The 15,760-nt window shown below is 70.2% G+C and carries 14 protein-coding genes; 11 read left to right on the top strand and 3 right to left on the bottom strand.

Annotated elements, in window-relative coordinates; all coding sequences use genetic code 11:
- Positions 1 to 19 precede the first annotated feature (19 nt).
- Positions 20 to 526: an inorganic diphosphatase gene (locus SK571_RS18565; protein WP_090070060.1), complete on the bottom strand. Its 507-nt coding sequence runs from the start codon at positions 524 to 526 to the stop codon at positions 20 to 22.
- Between the two features lie 124 nt (positions 527 to 650).
- On the opposite strand from SK571_RS18565, the gene dacB reads away from it, so the two are divergent.
- The 4 genes from dacB to hpt are packed head-to-tail and all read left to right on the top strand — an operon-like array spanning position 651 to position 5,416.
- Positions 651 to 2,870 (top strand): D-alanyl-D-alanine carboxypeptidase/D-alanyl-D-alanine endopeptidase, encoded by a 2,220-nt coding sequence (dacB, locus tag SK571_RS18560; protein ID WP_319985323.1) that lies wholly within the window; start codon positions 651 to 653, stop codon positions 2,868 to 2,870.
- 28 nt (positions 2,871 to 2,898) lie between these two features.
- Positions 2,899 to 3,942 carry a zinc-dependent metalloprotease gene (locus SK571_RS18555; RefSeq protein ID WP_319985322.1) on the top strand — a complete coding sequence of 348 codons (1,044 nt, stop codon included), beginning with the start codon at positions 2,899 to 2,901 and terminating at the stop codon, positions 3,940 to 3,942.
- The gene (gene tilS, locus SK571_RS18550) at positions 3,939 to 4,850 is read left to right on the top strand and encodes a tRNA lysidine(34) synthetase TilS (RefSeq protein ID WP_319985321.1); all 912 of its coding nucleotides are present in this window, start codon (positions 3,939 to 3,941) and stop codon (positions 4,848 to 4,850) included. The genes SK571_RS18555 and tilS overlap by 4 nt, the downstream gene beginning before the upstream one ends.
- Before the next feature lie 17 nt (positions 4,851 to 4,867).
- On the top strand, positions 4,868 to 5,416 hold the full coding sequence (gene hpt / locus SK571_RS18545) for a hypoxanthine phosphoribosyltransferase (RefSeq protein ID WP_319975994.1): 549 nt from the start codon (positions 4,868 to 4,870) through the stop codon (positions 5,414 to 5,416).
- 84 nt (positions 5,417 to 5,500) lie between these two features.
- Here hpt and SK571_RS18540 read toward each other — a convergent pair whose 3' ends face one another.
- Positions 5,501 to 7,159: a substrate-binding domain-containing protein gene (locus SK571_RS18540; protein WP_319985320.1), complete on the bottom strand. Its 1,659-nt coding sequence runs from the start codon at positions 7,157 to 7,159 to the stop codon at positions 5,501 to 5,503.
- A 366-nt stretch (positions 7,160 to 7,525) separates the two neighbouring features.
- On the opposite strand from SK571_RS18540, the gene ftsH reads away from it, so the two are divergent.
- Genes ftsH through SK571_RS18505 form a run of 7 tightly spaced genes read left to right on the top strand, consistent with a single transcriptional unit; the run spans position 7,526 to position 14,061 of the window.
- Complete coding sequence (gene ftsH / locus SK571_RS18535) at positions 7,526 to 9,718, top strand: ATP-dependent zinc metalloprotease FtsH (RefSeq protein WP_319985319.1); 2,193 nt, start codon at positions 7,526 to 7,528, stop codon at positions 9,716 to 9,718.
- Positions 9,715 to 10,362, top strand: a complete 648-nt coding sequence (gene folE / locus SK571_RS18530) for a GTP cyclohydrolase I FolE (RefSeq protein ID WP_319985318.1) — start codon at positions 9,715 to 9,717, stop codon at positions 10,360 to 10,362. The genes ftsH and folE overlap by 4 nt, the downstream gene beginning before the upstream one ends.
- A 32-nt stretch (positions 10,363 to 10,394) precedes the next feature.
- Positions 10,395 to 11,180 carry a dihydropteroate synthase gene (gene folP / locus SK571_RS18525; RefSeq protein ID WP_319985317.1) on the top strand — a complete coding sequence of 262 codons (786 nt, stop codon included), beginning with the start codon at positions 10,395 to 10,397 and terminating at the stop codon, positions 11,178 to 11,180.
- A complete protein-coding gene (folB, locus tag SK571_RS18520) occupies positions 11,173 to 11,565 on the top strand; it encodes a dihydroneopterin aldolase (protein ID WP_319985316.1) in 393 nt (130 codons plus the stop codon). The genes folP and folB overlap by 8 nt, the downstream gene beginning before the upstream one ends.
- Positions 11,562 to 12,056 (top strand): 2-amino-4-hydroxy-6-hydroxymethyldihydropteridine diphosphokinase, encoded by a 495-nt coding sequence (folK, locus tag SK571_RS18515; protein WP_319985315.1) that lies wholly within the window; start codon positions 11,562 to 11,564, stop codon positions 12,054 to 12,056. The genes folB and folK overlap by 4 nt, the downstream gene beginning before the upstream one ends.
- Positions 12,053 to 12,505, top strand: coding sequence for a DUF3180 domain-containing protein (locus tag SK571_RS18510; RefSeq protein WP_319985314.1), 453 nt, complete (start codon positions 12,053 to 12,055; stop codon positions 12,503 to 12,505). Before folK ends, SK571_RS18510 begins: the two co-directional genes overlap by 4 nt.
- A 50-nt stretch (positions 12,506 to 12,555) precedes the next feature.
- Complete coding sequence (locus tag SK571_RS18505; protein ID WP_319985313.1) at positions 12,556 to 14,061, top strand: DUF6779 domain-containing protein; 1,506 nt, start codon at positions 12,556 to 12,558, stop codon at positions 14,059 to 14,061.
- Positions 14,062 to 14,064: 3 nt separating this feature from the next.
- On the opposite strand, the gene SK571_RS18500 is transcribed toward SK571_RS18505, so the two are convergent.
- Positions 14,065 to 15,150 carry an NADH-quinone oxidoreductase subunit D gene (locus SK571_RS18500; protein ID WP_319985312.1) on the bottom strand — a complete coding sequence of 362 codons (1,086 nt, stop codon included), beginning with the start codon at positions 15,148 to 15,150 and terminating at the stop codon, positions 14,065 to 14,067.
- Between the last annotated feature and the right edge of the window lie 610 nt (positions 15,151 to 15,760).

The following is a 15,760-nucleotide window of genomic DNA, read 5'->3' as shown; positions in this document are numbered from 1 at the left end:
CCCCTCTTCTTCGTCGTTCTCAGTGCAGCGTTTCGCCGCGCGCCTCGGCGTCCTTGAGACGCTGGTAGGAGCGCTTGACCTCGGCCTCGGCCTCGGTGCGGCCCACCCAGCTCGCGCCCTCGACGCTCTTGCCGGGCTCCAGGTCCTTGTAGACCTCGAAGAAGTGCTGGATCTCCAGGCGGTCGAACTCCGCCAGGTGGTGGATGTCGCGCAGGTGCTCGTGCCGCGGGTCGAAGGCCGGGACGCACAGAACCTTGTCGTCGCCGCCCTTCTCGTCGGTCATGCGGAACATGCCGATCGCGCGGGCCGCGATCAGGCAGCCGGGGAACGTCGGTTCCTGGACGAGGACGAGGGCGTCCAGCGGGTCGCCGTCCTCACCCAGGGTGTTCTCGATGAACCCGTAGTCGGCCGGGTACTGCGTCGACGTGAACAACGTGCGGTCGAGGCGGATGCGGCCACTCTTGTGGTCCACCTCGTACTTGTTGCGCACGCCCTTGGGGATCTCGATCAGGACGTCGAACTCCACTGGTCCTCGCTCATGTAGCCCATTCGTGACGCCCACTAGTGTGGACCACGACGCCTTGTCAACCCTCATCGGAGCGGCGGTTGGTGGGTGTGAGATTGCCCGTACCGAGCTGACGGAGGCTCTCTTGCCGGACGACCCCCAGTGGCCGACCGAGGACGACGACGCCGAGTCGGTCGCCGCAGCTTCACAGTCAACGGTGCAGGTCAACCGCCCGTCCGTGGACCAGCCGACGATGCGTTTCCCGCTCGCCGCGGTGCTCTCGGCACCGTCCACTCAGGAGCCGCTGCGCTCGTCGCCGGTCCGTTCCAGCCCGAACGCCACCGGTCCGGGCCAGGCCGCTCCGGGTGTGCCAACGGCCGGTTCCGGCGCTCCCGGCGGGCCTTCCGGTGAAGCCGCCGGTGGGAAGTCTCACGGGGCGATTGGTCCAGAAGTCGGCCAACCTCGGGCCGTTCCGGTGCGCGTCGAGCCGAAGAACGACCGGACCCGCGTCGTGCCGAGGCCGGAGCAGAAGACCACGGAGCTCTCGGTGCCGCCCGGCAAGACGGCGCGCGTCGACCAGCTGCCGCACCTGGAACAGTCGTGGTTCGACAAGCCGGTCAAGTCGGACCGGCAGCAGCACCAGCAGCAGTCGCGTCCCGAGCAGACCAGGCGCGTCGACCAGCTCCAGGGCCAGGCACCTCCGCGTCAGGAACCGCAGCGCCAGGAGCCTCAGCGCCAGGAACCGCAGCGCCAGGAACCGCAGCGCCAGGAACCGCAGCGCCAGGAACCGCAGCGCCAGGAACCCGAGCGCCAGGAACCCGAGCGCCATGAGCCCCAGCGCCATGAGCCCCAGCGCCATGAGCCCCAGCGCCATGAGCCCCAGCGTCAGGAACCGCAGCGTGCCGAGCCGGCCCGTCCGGTACCGCCTCCGCGCCAGGAGTCCCGGGACCTCCCCGTCACCGGCTACGAGGAGGAACCGGAGGACCGCCTCGCCGAGGAGCCGAGGAAGAGCCGCAAGCCGCTGTTCGCGGTCCTGAGCCTGCTCGTCGTCGCGGCCCTGGCCGGCGCCACGATCTACGCGGTCGACGAGTTCGGCGGCACCAAGGCGATCGAGACCCGGCCCCCGGCCGCGCCCGCGAACGTCCAGCCGCTGGTCAAGGCCGCCACCGCGGGCGCACCGGCCCCGACCCCCGCCGGCGTGAAGCAGGCGCTGACCGGGCCGGCGGGCAACAGCGCGCTGGGCACGCTCACCGGCAGCGTCATCGACCCCGCCAGCGGCACCGCGCTGTGGCAGCAGGGCGACACCACGCCCGCCACCCCGGCGTCGAGCCTGAAGATCCTCACGGCCGCCGCGGCGCTGCTGAGCCTCGAGAAGACCGACCGGCTGTCCACCAAGGTCGTCCAGGGCGCGGAGCCCGGCACCGTGGTGATCGTCGGCGGTGGCGACCCGACGATCTCCGGCGCGCCCGGCAGGTCGGTCTACCCCGGCGCCGCGACACTCGACGACCTGGTCGGCCAGGTCAAGGCCAAGGGCGCGGTCACCAAGGTCCAGTTCGACCTCAGCCGGTACGCGGGCGAGGCGCTCGGGCCGCAGTGGGAGTCGGTGGACATCGCGGGCGGCTCGGTCGCGCCGATCGTGCCGTTCATGCTCGACGGCGGCCGGATCGACCAGACCAACGTCAACGGCGCGCGCACCGGCAGCCCGGCCCAGGCGGCGGCGGACGTGTTCGCGCAGCGCATCGGGGCCCCCGGCGCCACGGCGGGAGCGGCTCCGGCGGGCGCGCAGGTGCTCGGCGAGATCAAGTCGGCGTCGATCGAGCAGCTCGTCGACAACATGATGCAGATCTCGGACAACGTGCTGACCGAGGCGATCGCGCGCGAGATCGCGATCAAGACGGGCAACGAGCCGTCGTTCGCGGGCGGTGTGAAGGCCGTGCGGGACGTGCTGAGCAAGAACGGGTTCGACCTCACCGGGGCGAACTTCGTGGACGGCAGCGGGCTGTCCGCGACGAACAAGATCCCGGCCAAGCTGCTCACCGACGTGCTCACCACGGCGGCCAAGCCCACGCTCGACGACGCGCGCACCGCGAAGCTGCGGCCGTTGCTGACGGCGCTGCCGGTCGCGGGTGGCAGCGGCACCCTCGCCGGTCGCTACGGCGGCACCGCGGCACCGGGCAAGGGCTGGGTGCGGGCCAAGACCGGCACGCTCACCGGCGTCAACGCGCTCGCCGGCATGGTCGTCGACGTGGACGGACGCGTGCTCGTGTTCTCGTTCATGTCCGCGAGCAACCGCAACCCGGAGACCGAGGTGCGGCCCGCGCTGGACGTGCTGGCCGCCGCGTTGCGGGGTTGTGGCTGTTCGTAGCGGGCCGGTCGCAGGTAGCGTCGGAAGCGTGAACGGCGCGACGGAGGCAGAGCTCGGCCCGGTGGACTGGGAGCTGGCGGTTTCGACCGCCGTGCGGCTCGTCCGGCCGGGTCCCGTGATCGGCAAGGGCGAGGCCGACCACGTCGTAGGCAGACTTCGTGAGCTCGCCCCGCAGGCGGAGGTGCACGTCCGCGAGCTGACCGGCCTCGGTCAGGGACTGCCGCTGCTGCCGGGCGAGGTCGTGGACAGGCCGGCGTGGGTCGCGGCCGCCGCGCAGGGCCTGGCCGCGCTGACCGCGCCCGCCATGCCGCGCCAGACAGGTCCGATGGCGGGCATCCTCGCCGGCACGGCCGGTGTGCAGGCGGGCGTCGTGCTGGCCTTCCTGTCCTCGCGGGTGCTGGGCCAGTACGACCCGTTCAGCCCCAACGAGCAGCTCGCCGGGCGGTTGCTGCTCGTCGCGCCGAACATCGTTGGCGCACAACAGGCCCTGGACGTGCCGGACGACGACTTCCGCATGTGGGTGTGCCTGCACGAGTGCACGCACCGGCTGCAGTTCACCGGCGTGCCGTGGCTGCGCAAGTACTTCTCCGACCAGGTCACGGCGCTGTTGTCCTCAATGGACGAGGAACGCGCGCCGCTGTCCGACGTGATCCGCGACTTCCGGCACAAGCTGCGCGCCGGCGACGGCCCGATGGGACTGATCGAGCTCATCCAGTCGCCGCAGCAGAAGGTCCTGCTGGACCGGCTGATCGCACTGTCCACTTTGCTCGAAGGCCACGCCGACCACGTGATGGACGCGGTGGGCCCGTCCGTGGTGCCGTCCGTGTCGACCATCCGCACCCGCTTCAGCGCGCGGCGCAAGGGCGGCGGCCTGCTCGACCGGATCCTGCGCACGGTGCTCGGCGTCGAGGCGAAGGTGCGGCAGTACGAGGAGGGCGCGGAGTTCACCGAGTACGTGGTGCAGCGCGTCGGCATGGACGGCTTCAACGCGATCTGGACGTCCGCCGACACGTTGCCGACCCGCGCCGAGATCGCCGAGCCCATGAGCTGGCTGCGCCGCGTGTCACCGTGAACGGACCGGTCGCCGAGATCAGGACGGCGGTCCGCCGTTTCCTCGACGAGGTGCAGCCGGAGCACGTGACCGTCGCGGTCTCCGGCGGCGCGGACTCGCTCGCGCTGGCGGCCGCCGTGGCACGGCTGGTGCCCGGCGCGTCGGCGGTCGTCGTGGACCACCAGCTGCAGCCGGGATCGGGTGACGTGGCGCTTCGGGCGGCTCAGCAGTGCTCCGAGTTCGGTCTCGTAGCGCGTGTGGAGCCGGTTGCCGTCGAGGGCGGCGGCGGCCCCGAGGCCGCGGCCCGCAAGGCCCGCTACGCGGCTCTGAAGCCGTCGTCCGGCGTCGTGCTGCTCGGCCACACCCTGGACGACCAGGCGGAGACCGTGCTGCTGGGCCTGGGGCGCGGATCCGGGCCGCGGTCGATCGCCGGCATGCGCGCGTTCGACCCGCCGTGGGGACGACCACTGCTCGGCGTGTCGCGGGCCGTCACCCGTGCGGCGTGCGCGGAGCAGGGCATCGAGGTGTGGGAGGACCCGCACAACGTCGACCCGTCGTTCACGCGCGTGCGGCTGAGAACCGAGGTCCTGCCGTTGCTGGAGGACGTGCTGCAGGGCGGCGTGGCCTCGTCGTTGGCGCGTACGGCGGCTCAGTTGCGTGAGGACTGTGACGCACTCGACTCTCTCGCGGAAGCCTTCGCCGGCGACTGCTGTGCTGTTGACGACATCGCCGAACTGCCCGCGGCTTTGCGACGCAGAGTGGTCAGGGCGTGGCTGATCGACGAAGGCGTGCCTGAACTGTCCGATTCGCACCTGCGCCGTGTCGACGCACTGGTGAGTGAATGGCGCGGTCAGGGCGGTGTCTGGCTACCTGGCGGCTTTGTCGTGCGGCGCGCGCATGGCAGGCTCGCTGTGGAACCACAGTCTTAAGCAGAGGGGACCTGTCCGTGTACGACGGCGACATCGCATCCGTGCTCATCACCGAGCAGGAGATCAGCGACAAGGTCACCGAACTCGCCAAGCAGGTCGCGGCTGATCACCCAGAAGGTGACTCCGACCTCGTGCTGATCACTGTGCTCAAGGGCGCCGTGATGTTCATGGCCGACCTTGCCCGCGCGCTGCCCGTTCCGGTGCAGCTCGAATTCATGGCCGTTTCGTCCTACGGGTCGTCCACGTCGTCGTCCGGCGTGGTGCGCATCCTGAAGGACCTGGACCGCGACATCGCCGACCGCAACGTGGTGATCGTCGAGGACATCATCGACTCGGGACTGACCCTGTCGTGGCTGCTCAAGAACCTGCAGTCGCGCAAGCCCCGGTCGCTGCAGGTGTGCACGCTGCTGCGCAAGCCCGACGCGGTGAAGGTCGAGGTGCCGGTGAAGTACGTCGGCTTCGACATCCCCAACGAGTTCGTCGTCGGGTACGGGCTGGACTACGCGGAGCGGTACCGGGATCTGCCGTACATCGGCACGTTGGATCCGAAGGTCTACTCCAACTGAGCATCTGATCGACCTGCTCGAAACGCACGCGGGGCGCTTTCGTACTGCATGAGAGTACGAAAGCGCCCCGCGTGCGTTGCACGGTCAGCAGTTCGGACGGCACCGCCGCTGCGAGACGGCGTCCAGCAGCACGCCGCGGATGTCCTCCGGGTTCGGCGCCTGGTACGCCTTGCCGCCGGTGGCGGCGGAGATCGCGCGAAGCGCCTCCATGTCCACCTCGTCGCCGAGGCCCACCATGATGACCGGAACGGGCTTCGCGGGGTCGGACTCCCGCTTCAGCGTCTCGATCAGCGCGTTGGTGTCGATCGACGAGATGTCGTCGTTGCGGCCGTCGGTCATCAGGACGACCGAGTTGACCTTCGACGGGTCGTAGCCCTTCAGGACGTGGCGGTACGCGGCCAGCGTCGTGTCGTTCAGGGCCGTGCCGCCGCCGACGAGGCCCGGGAGCTGCGAGGCGCCCGCCTCCAGGCGCTTGCGGCGGGTGACGCCGGCGAGGGGTTCGCCCAGCGGGCCGATCGGGACCAGTTCGATCCAGTCGTTCGGCGGCTTCTTGTCGGTCGAGAACGCCCAGAGGCCGATCGCCGTGGTGTCCGGGAGCATGGAGAGAGCCGTCATGGACGCCTCGGTGGCGGCTTCCACGCGGGTCTTGCCGTTGCCGCTCTTCTCGATCATCGAGCCGGAGACGTCGATGACCGTCAGCATGCGCATGTCGAGGCTGATGGCGCCCCACGTGCGCAGGAGTTCGGAGACCTGGTCGGCGTTCGGGGTCTCGATCAGCTTGACGTCGCCCGCCTGGACGCCCTCGACGTCGGTGCTCCACTTCGCGGGGGCGGCGCCGCCCACCGTGCGGAAGCCCGCCTCCCCGAAGCGCTTGGAGGTCTCGCCGGAGCGGAGGACCTTCTCGAACTCGGCCGCTGCCTCGCCGATGCCCTCCGGCTCGTTCGGGCGGGAGACCCGGACCAGCGGGTAGTCGAACGAGAGCGTGCCCTCCTTGGGCGGGGCGCCCAGGACGGCGTTGTCCTTCGCCGAGCGGTTGTTGGACACCACCGACTGCTCGGTGGCGGCGAAGAGCGGTGCCTTGTCCGCGTCCGTGGTGACCTTGCCGAACGAGTCGCGGACCGACGGGACGGCGCTGCGACCGACACGCAGGAGGGTGCCGACCAGTTCGGGCTTGGGCGTTCCGTCCGGATTGCCCAGCAGGGTGCGGATCACGAACAGCGAGGCGAGGCCCTCCGACGTCATCGTCGGGTCGCTCATGGAGATCTGGACCTTCGGGTCCACGACCTTGGCCCACGACACGGGGGTGACCGGGAAGCCGATCTTGGACATCGCCTGCTCGGAGCCCGCCATCACCAGCGGGCTCGACGCCAGCGAGGGCTTGATGTCGAGCTTCGGGGCCTCCGGGCCGGTCTCGGCGGCCTGACGCTGGGCTTCGGCCGCCCACATCGAGGAGTCCGGGATCCACAGGGAGTGGGGGTTGATCTGCGCGGTGGGGAGCTCGTTCGCCACGTCGGCCGCGTTGCGCGACTCGACCTGGACCTGAACGCACCGGCCGCGCACGACCGGTTGTGATCGCTGGTAGTCCTGCGCCGCCGCGTTCACCACATCCAGGGCGGCTGGGGTGACGGCGATCTTCAACGGCAGTGCGCCGGAGCAGTCGGCACCGCTGGTGGCACGCAGTGCCACGACCGTGACGCCCGCCGCCGCGACCACCCCGAGCAGGGCGGCCACGGGGAGGGCCACCCGCCGGAACAATCCGGGGGACGTATGACGTGCTGACATACAGTTACTTACCTTCGGTCACGTGTTCACTCTTTCGAGTGGCGGGAGAACACTCGGGGGATGAATGAGGATGACATGTGACCCGCAAACGTAATGAGATGGCGTGACCTGCGTCACTCGTCTGGACGGCCGTATTTGTTCCGGATGAACCAAACTGCGTGAACATGCGTGGTGGGGGTCACCCGTGGGAACCACAGATGGCCCCCGCCCGTTGGTTGCTCAGTACCCGGCCAGCGAGCGGTAGGCTGGTCGGACGCGGTATGTGGGTCTTCCACTGCCCGACGCGCAAGTCAGGGAGGGTCGAGGCCGCCCGCCGGCCGTAAGTGCATGGACCGCAAGCGCCTGCTTCGCAACCCGCTGCTGTGGATCGCTGCGGTGTTGCTGCTCTACTTCGTCTTCACCGTGCTCTTTGACGACTCACGGGGGTATCACCCGGTCAAGACGTCCCAAGCACTGCAACAGGTCAGGGACGGCAAGGTCAAGGAAGCCACGATCGAGGACAAGGAGCAGCGTCTCCGACTCACCCTCACCGACGGCACCACCTTCGAGGGCAGCAACCGCCTGATCACGCAGTTCCCGGCCAGCTCGACGGACGAGATCTTCACCGTCCTCGACCAGGCCGGCAACAAGCCGACGGTCGAGACCAAGGTCAGCCAGGAGTCCATCCTGATGCAGATCTTGATCTACCTCGTGCCGCTCGGCCTCCTGTTGCTGCTGCTCATGTGGATGATGAACAACGCTCAGGGCGGCGGCAACCGCGTTCTGAACTTCGGCAAGTCCAAGGCCAAGCAGTTGTCCAAGGACATGCCGAAGACGACGTTCGCCGACGTCGCCGGTGCCGAAGAGGCCGTCGAGGAACTGGAAGAGATCAAGGACTTCCTCCAGAACCCCGGCCGCTACCAGGCACTCGGCGCGAAGATCCCGAAGGGCGTGCTGCTCTACGGCCCTCCGGGCACCGGCAAGACGCTGCTCGCCCGAGCCGTCGCCGGCGAGGCGGGCGTGCCGTTCTACTCGATCTCCGGTTCGGACTTCGTCGAGATGTTCGTCGGTGTCGGTGCCTCGCGTGTGCGTGACCTGTTCGAACAGGCCAAGCAGAACGCGCCGTGCATCGTCTTCGTCGACGAGATCGACGCGGTGGGCCGCCACCGCGGCGCGGGTATGGGCGGCGGTCACGACGAGCGCGAGCAGACCCTCAACCAGCTCCTCGTCGAGATGGACGGCTTCGACTCGCGCGGCGGGATCATCCTGATCGCGGCGACGAACCGCCCCGACATCCTCGACCCGGCCCTGCTGCGCCCCGGCCGCTTCGACCGTCAGATCCCGGTGTCCGTGCCGGATCTGAAGGGCCGCAAGCAGATCCTGCGCGTGCACTCGAAGGGCAAGCCGCTGGCCGCGGACGCGGACCTCGACGGCCTCGCGAAGCGCACCGTCGGGTTCTCCGGCGCCGACCTCGCGAACGTCATCAACGAGGCGGCGCTGCTCACCGCGCGCCAGAACGGCCACACCATCGACGGTGCGGCCCTCGAGGAGTCGGTGGACCGCGTGATCGGCGGTCCGGCCCGCAAGAGCCGGATCATCTCCGAGAAGGAGAAGAAGATCACCGCGTACCACGAGGCGGGGCACGCCCTGGCCGCGTGGGCGATGCCGGACATCGACCCGGTCTACAAGGTCACGATCCTCGCCCGCGGCCGCACGGGTGGTCACACCCTGTCGGTGCCGGAAGAGGACAAGGACCTGATGACCAGGTCCGAGATGATCGCGCGACTGGTGTTCGCACTGGGTGGCCGTTCCGCCGAGGAGCTCGTCTTCCACGAGCCCACGACGGGTGCGTCCAACGACATCGAGCAGGCGACGAAGATCGCCCGCGCGATGGTCACCGAGTACGGCATGAGCGCGAAGCTCGGCGCCGTGAAGTACGGGCAGGAGCAGGGCGAGCCGTTCCTCGGTCGCTCGGCCGGTCGCCAGGCGGACTACTCGCTGGAGGTCGCGCACGAGATCGACGAGGAGGTGCGCAAGCTCATCGAGGCCGCGCACACCGAGGCGTACGAGGTGCTCGTCACCTACCGCGACGTCCTCGACGACCTCACGCTCGAGCTGATCGAGAAGGAGACCCTGCACCAGAAGGAACTGGAGCGGATCTTCGCCCGCGTCGAGAAGCGGCCGCGCATCACCCAGTTCAACGACTTCGGTGACCGCAGGCCGTCCGACATCCCGCCGATCAAGACCCCTGGTGAGCTCGCCAGGGAGCGCGGCGAGCCGTGGCCGCCGGTCGTCGAGGACACCCTCGACGACGAGCCGGAGACGCAGCAGGCGGAGCCTGCCGCGGAACCGGCCACCGAGGCACTGCCGTCGCCCAACGGGTCGAACGGTGCCCACCAGCCCGGTCAGCCTTCGAACCAGGCGGGTCCGCCGAACTACGGCGCCCCGCCCGGATGGACCCCGGCGACGGTGCCCGGCGGCAAGCCGCACAACGTCTGGGAGCCGAAGAAGCCGCAGTCAGAGCAGGACGAGCGGCAGTGACCGAGCAACACCAGCTCGACGGAGACGCCGGCCTCACCCTTGACGGGGAGGCCGGCGTCTCCGCGCGGCGGGTCTTCGACCAGCCGCGGGCCGAGGCTGCGGTGCGCGAACTGTTGATCGCGTGCGGTGAGGATCCGGAGCGGGAGGGCCTGCGCGAGACACCCGGACGGGTGGCGCGCGCCTACCAGGAGTTGTTCGCCGGCCTCTACACCGATCCGGACAGCGTCCTCGCGAAGACGTTCGACGAGAGCCACGAGGAGCTCGTCCTCGTCACGGACATCCCGATGTTCAGCTTCTGCGAGCACCACCTGCTGCCGTTCCACGGCGTCGCGCACGTCGGGTACATCCCCAACGAGCACGGCCGCGTGACGGGGTTGTCGAAGCTCGCGAGGCTCGTCGACCTCTACTCGAAGCGGCCGCAGGTCCAGGAGCGACTCACGTCGCAGGTCGCGGACGCCCTGGTGCGCAAGCTCGAGCCGCGCGGCGTGATCGTCGTGATGGAGGCCGAGCACCTGTGCATGGGCATGCGCGGTGTGCGCAAGCCCGGTTCCCGCACGACGACGTCGGCGGTGCGGGGGTTGCTGCGCACGTCCGCGTCCTCACGGGCGGAAGCGATCGAACTGATCAGGGGCCGGTCGAGGTGAACGGTCTGCCTCGTCCCGGCCGCTGTGTCGTTATGGGCGTGCTGAACGTGACGCCCGATTCGTTCTCCGACGGCGGCCGCTACATCGACCGGCGGGACGCGGTCGCGCACGGCGTCGAGATGTTCAAGCGCGGTGCGGACATGATCGACGTCGGCGGCGAGTCGACCCGGCCCGGTGCCGGGCGCGTCGAGCCGGCCGAGGAGATCGCCCGCATCGTGCCGGTGATCCGGGCGCTGACCGCCGAGGGCGTGCCGGTCAGCGTGGACACCATGCGTGCTTCCGTGGCCGTGGCGGCGTTGGAGGCGGGTGCGTCGATCGTGAACGACGTGTCCGGTGGCCTCGCCGATCCCGAGATGGCCGCTGTCGTCGCCGCGGCCGGAGTTCCGTACGTGCTCATGCACTGGCGTGGGCACAGCACGGAGATGGACGCGCTGGCGACGTACGACGACGTGGTGACGGACGTTCGCACGGAGCTGCTGGAACGCGTCGAGGCCGCGCTGGCCGCCGGTGTCGCGGAGTCGTCGATCGTGCTCGACCCCGGGCTGGGGTTCGCGAAGCTCGGCGACCACAACTGGGAGTTGTTGCAGCGCCTGGACGAACTGGTCGAGCTGGGCTTCCCGGTGCTGGTGGGGGCGTCGCGCAAACGCTTCCTCGGCACGTTGCTCGGCAACCGTCCACCGGACGGCAGGGAGGACGCGACCGCGGCGGTGTCCGCTCTGGCCGCGTTCAACGGAGCGTGGGGTGTGCGGGTGCACGACGTCGACCGGACGCTGGACGCGGTCGCCGTCGCCGGTGCGTGGAGGCGGGGACATGGCTGACCGAATCGCGTTGACGGGCCTGCGGGTGCGCGGCAACCACGGGGTGTTCGAGCACGAGAAGCGCGACGGGCAGGAGTTCGTCGTGGACATCACGCTCTGGCTGGACCTGAGCGCGGCGTCCCGCACCGACGACCTGAAAGAGACCTACCACTACGGCGAACTGGCCGAGATGGCCGCGGGGATCATCGGTGGTGAGCCGTGCGATCTCATCGAGACCGTGGCCGGCCGGATCGCCGACGCAGCGATGGCCGACTCACGGCTGCACGCGGTCGAGGTGACGCTGCACAAGCCGTCCGCGCCGATCCCGCTGACGTTCGACGACGTGTCGGTGACGATCCGCCGGTCGCGCCGGCTGGCCGCGCCGCTGCCCAAGGAGGCCCGTTGAGCCGCGCGGTCCTCTCGATCGGCTCGAACCTCGGCGATCGGTTGCAGTTCCTGCAGTCCGTCGTGGACGGGTTGCGGCCGTTCGTCGTCGCCGTCTCGCCGGTGTACGAGACGGCGGCGTGGGGCGTCGAGGACCAGCCGGACTTCCTGAACGCCGTCGTGATCGTGTCATCGGACGACGTGGACGAGTGGGGCTGGCTGCGGCGCGGTCAGGCGCTGGAGAACGCCGCCGGGCGCGTGCGGGAGAAGCGCTGGGGCCCCCGCACGCTGGACGTGGACGTGGTTTCGGTGGACGGGGTGACTTCGGACCACCCGGAGCTGCTTCTGCCGCATCCTGGGGCGTTTGAGCGCGCAACAGTCCTCATCCCGTGGCTCGACGTGGAACCGGACGCGGTGCTGGCGGGCCACGGACCCGTTGCGGGCCTGAAGTTTTCCGCCGAGGGCGTGCGTCGGCGCGACGATCTCGTGCTTTCGGGTTGGATGGAAGCGTGAAGTTCACCCGTCCCCGCGACCTGGCGGCCGTTGCGATCGTCGGCGGTCTGCTCGCGCACCTGTTGCTGCGGCTCACGTACGACTCGTTGCCGGCGTTGCCTCTGCTGGCCGGGTCGACGCTGTTCGTCATCGCGGTCGTGGAGACCGTGTTCGCGTTCTCGTTGCGGGCCAGGATCCAGCGCCGGCGGGGCGCTCGTCCGGTGCAGCCGCTGACGGCCGCCCGAGCGGTCGTGCTGGCGAAGGCGTCGTCCGTTCTGGGCGCTTTGATGTTCGGTGCCTGGACAGGCTTGCTGATCTTCGTGCTGCCCGTCCGCGACTCGTTCCCAGCGGCCTCGAACGACCTGGTGGCGGCCGTTGTGGGGATGATCGCCGCGGTCTCGCTGACGGCTGCCGCGCTGTGGCTGGAGCACTGCTGCAGGACGCCGGACGAGAGTTCCGGGACGGATTAGATACCCGGCCGTAGGTCTCAGTCACATAACTACGCGGTACCGTAGTGCGCATGACCGGGCGAGGCGCGTCGACCGACGACGAGCAAGATGATCACGGTCGTGGCTCAGGGCGATTGCTGTTGGTAGCGGCACTGGCGCTCGCCCTCGTGGCCGCGGCGGTGCTCGTGCTGAGCGACAGCGCCCGCATGCTGCGTCTGGCCGTGGTGGCCGCGTTGTGGGCGGCTCTGGTGGGTGCCTTCCTCGCTGCGAGGTATCGCAGGCAGGTCACGGAACGTGACGACGAGGTGGCCGATCTCCAGTCCGTCTACGAACTGGAACTGGAGCGCGAGGTCGCCGCGCGCCGCGAGTACGAGCTCGAGATCGAGTCGGAGACCCGCAAGCGCATCGAGGAAGAATCGCGCGCGGACATCGAGGCCCTGCGCGCCGATCTGCACGCGCTGCGCGACAACCTCCAGGCCCTGCTCGGCGGTGACGTCCTCGTCGAACGCGTGGCCCTGCGCGCCGAGTCGACCCGCCTGCGTTCACTCGGCTCGGAAGCGGCACGGCTGACGGCGGCACCCGAACAGCGCGTCATCAACGCCAAGCCGGTGATCACCGCGACGTCGTCCGTCACCTCGGAGAAGCCGTCCGAGCGCACCGAACTGATCGAGCGCGTCGCCCAAGACGCCAAGATGCAGCCCCCGCGCCGCGAGCAGGCCCGTCCCGAGCCCGTGCGCCCGGATCCGGCCAGGAACTCGCCGCGCCCGCAGCCGGCCGTGGTCCGCCGCGAGCCCGTGAAGGCCCCGAAGCAGCAGGAACCGCCCAGGCCGCAGCCCCGTCCCGCATCGGCGGCGGCAGCCGTCTCGGCCAGGCTCGGTGGTGCCACCCCGGCTCCCCAGAAGGCCCCGCCGCCTCCCACCGTGAAGGCCCAGCCGGTGCAGGCGCAGGTCCACCGCACCGAGCGGGTGCAGCGCCCGCAGCAACCCCCGGCCCGCCCCGAGCCGATGCAGCGCCCGGAGCAGCCCCCGAAGGCCCCCGCGGCGGTCGCGAAGTCGGTGGAGACCCGCAAGCCCGAACCGCGTTCCCGCGTGGCCGAGCGCACCGAGATGATCGACCCGAAGGCCCTGGCCACCGGCGGAGGCCGCCGCCGAGCGGACGACCGCCAGTCCCAGTCCCAGTCCCCGGCTCCGGTGCAGGACAGCGGCTCGTGGGAGACCCTGAAGCCGGACGCCCCGAGCCCCGGCCGTCGCTCCGACGAGCGGCCGTCGCGCCGCACCGCCTCCGAGGACTCGCTGGTGTCGCTGCCCCCGGTGAGCCGCCGTTCCGCAGCCGAGCAGTCGTCGGCCAGGCTCCCGGCGGTCTCGCCCGGCAGGCGTTCCCCGGCCGACGAGACCCCGGTCTCCGGCCGCCGGGTCGCCGAGGACTCGTCCACCCGCCTGCCCGCGGTCTCGACGGGCCGCCGCGCCGCGCCGGAAGACCCGTCGGGCGCGCACGCGGACGGCAAGTCGGTGAGCGAACTGCTGGCATCGCTGGGCGGAGGCGACGCACCGCGCCGCCGTCGCCGCCGCGACGACTAGGTCCTACTTGTCGATGTCGCCGACGATGACGGCGAACGAGCTCAGCACGGCCGGCAGGTCGTCCACCTTCGTGCCGGGCAGAAGCGCGGACAGCGCCTGAACGTTGTTGAACGACGGCGTGCGGAGCTTGAGCCGCCACGGCGTCTTCTCGCCGCGTGACGACAGGTGCACCCCCGAAGTGCCCAACGGCGCCTCGACGCGCGTGTAGACGGAACCCTCGGGTGCCTTGATGGCCTTGGGCAGCCGAAGGTTCACCGGCCCCTGCGGCAACTGCTCCAGGCACGCGCGAGCCAACTCCACCGACTTCTCGACCTCGCCGAGAAGGCACCGGACGCGCGCGGCTGCATCCCCCTCGGTCCGGACTACGGGCGAGAAGCCCAAAGCCTTGTAGGCAGGCAGCGGGTCGTCACGGCGCAGGTCGAAGTCCACCCCGCTGGCCCGGCCGATGGGTCCGGTGACGCCATACGCCAGCGCGTCCTCGCGCGGCAGCACACCAAGCCCTTCGAGCGCACCGAAATCGATGGGCAGGGATGTGGTGTCCACAGTGGACAAAAAGTCGGCGACCCGCTCGGTCCAGCCGGCCGGGACGTCCTCGCGCAGGCCGCCGATCCTGTTGAACATGAAGTGGATGCGCCCGCCCGACGCCTCTTCCATCAACGCCTGCACGCCCTCGCGGTAGGCGGCGGCGTTGGGGGACAACGGAGTCAGGAAGACCATGTGCGCCATCAGACGGTTCAGCTCGCACAGCAGAGCCCGCAACCACTGGGCACGGGCCGGGACGTCCATGCCCGTCATGCGCTCCACGGCCAGGGCGACGGCCAACTCGTTGCAGAACGCCGAGAGCCAGTCGTGCCGGTTGGCAAGCGTCAGGACCTGCCGGTAGTCACGAACCTCGAAGAGCTTCTCGGCGCCGCGGTGAAGGTGACCTACCAGCGGTTCGGCAGCGGTGATCACGAGTTCCGGCGTGACGGTCAGCCGCAGGCGGTACGCGCCGTGGGCCGACGGGTGCAGTGGCCCCAGGTCGATCACGCGGTCCACACCCAGGTAGCGGGCGCCTGCGCCTACGCCGACGGTGATCTGCTCGCTCACCCGAGCATGGTTTCACGGGCCGCGAATCCGCCGCCGCACGGTCGAGGGCGCCGGGGTCCGGTGCCTGTGCGTCGGGAGGGGCCGCGCCGGAGGTGGCTGGGTCGGGCTTGGCCGCTCCTGCTTGCCGCACGGGCCTGGCCGCGTCCGTCTGCCGCCCCGTCGGGTCTGGCCGCGTCGGGTCTGGCACGTGTCGGGTCTGCTGGGGGGCGACGTGGCCGTGTCGGGTTTGGCTGGGGCGGACGTGGCGGGGCGGGCCGCTTCACGTCGGGCCTAGCTGTCGCGTCTGGCCGAGCTGGACCTGACTGCATCGGACCTGACCGCATCGGACCTGACCGCATCGGAAGTGGCCGCATCGGAAGTGGCCGCATCGGAAATGGCTGCGTGGGGCTCGGCCGTTCCCGCGTGACGGCCTGAGGCCTGGTTGGGCCGGATGTGGCTGCGTTGGCTGTGCTGAGTCGGATGTGACCACATCCGAGGTGACTGCGTCGGGTCGGACCGCATCAGGCGCGACCGCGTCGGCCCTGGCCGTGCCCGGTCTGGCTGAATCGGGCGGGTGTAGCGAGTCAGACCCGACTGAGCTGGCTCGACTGAGCTGGCTCGACTGAGCTGG

The organism is Lentzea kristufekii (genome assembly GCF_033949925.1).
GTDB lineage: Bacteria > Actinomycetota > Actinomycetes > Mycobacteriales > Pseudonocardiaceae > Lentzea > Lentzea kristufekii.
Note: the sequence above shows the minus strand (reverse complement) of the source record. Positions and strands in the feature narration are given on the sequence as shown.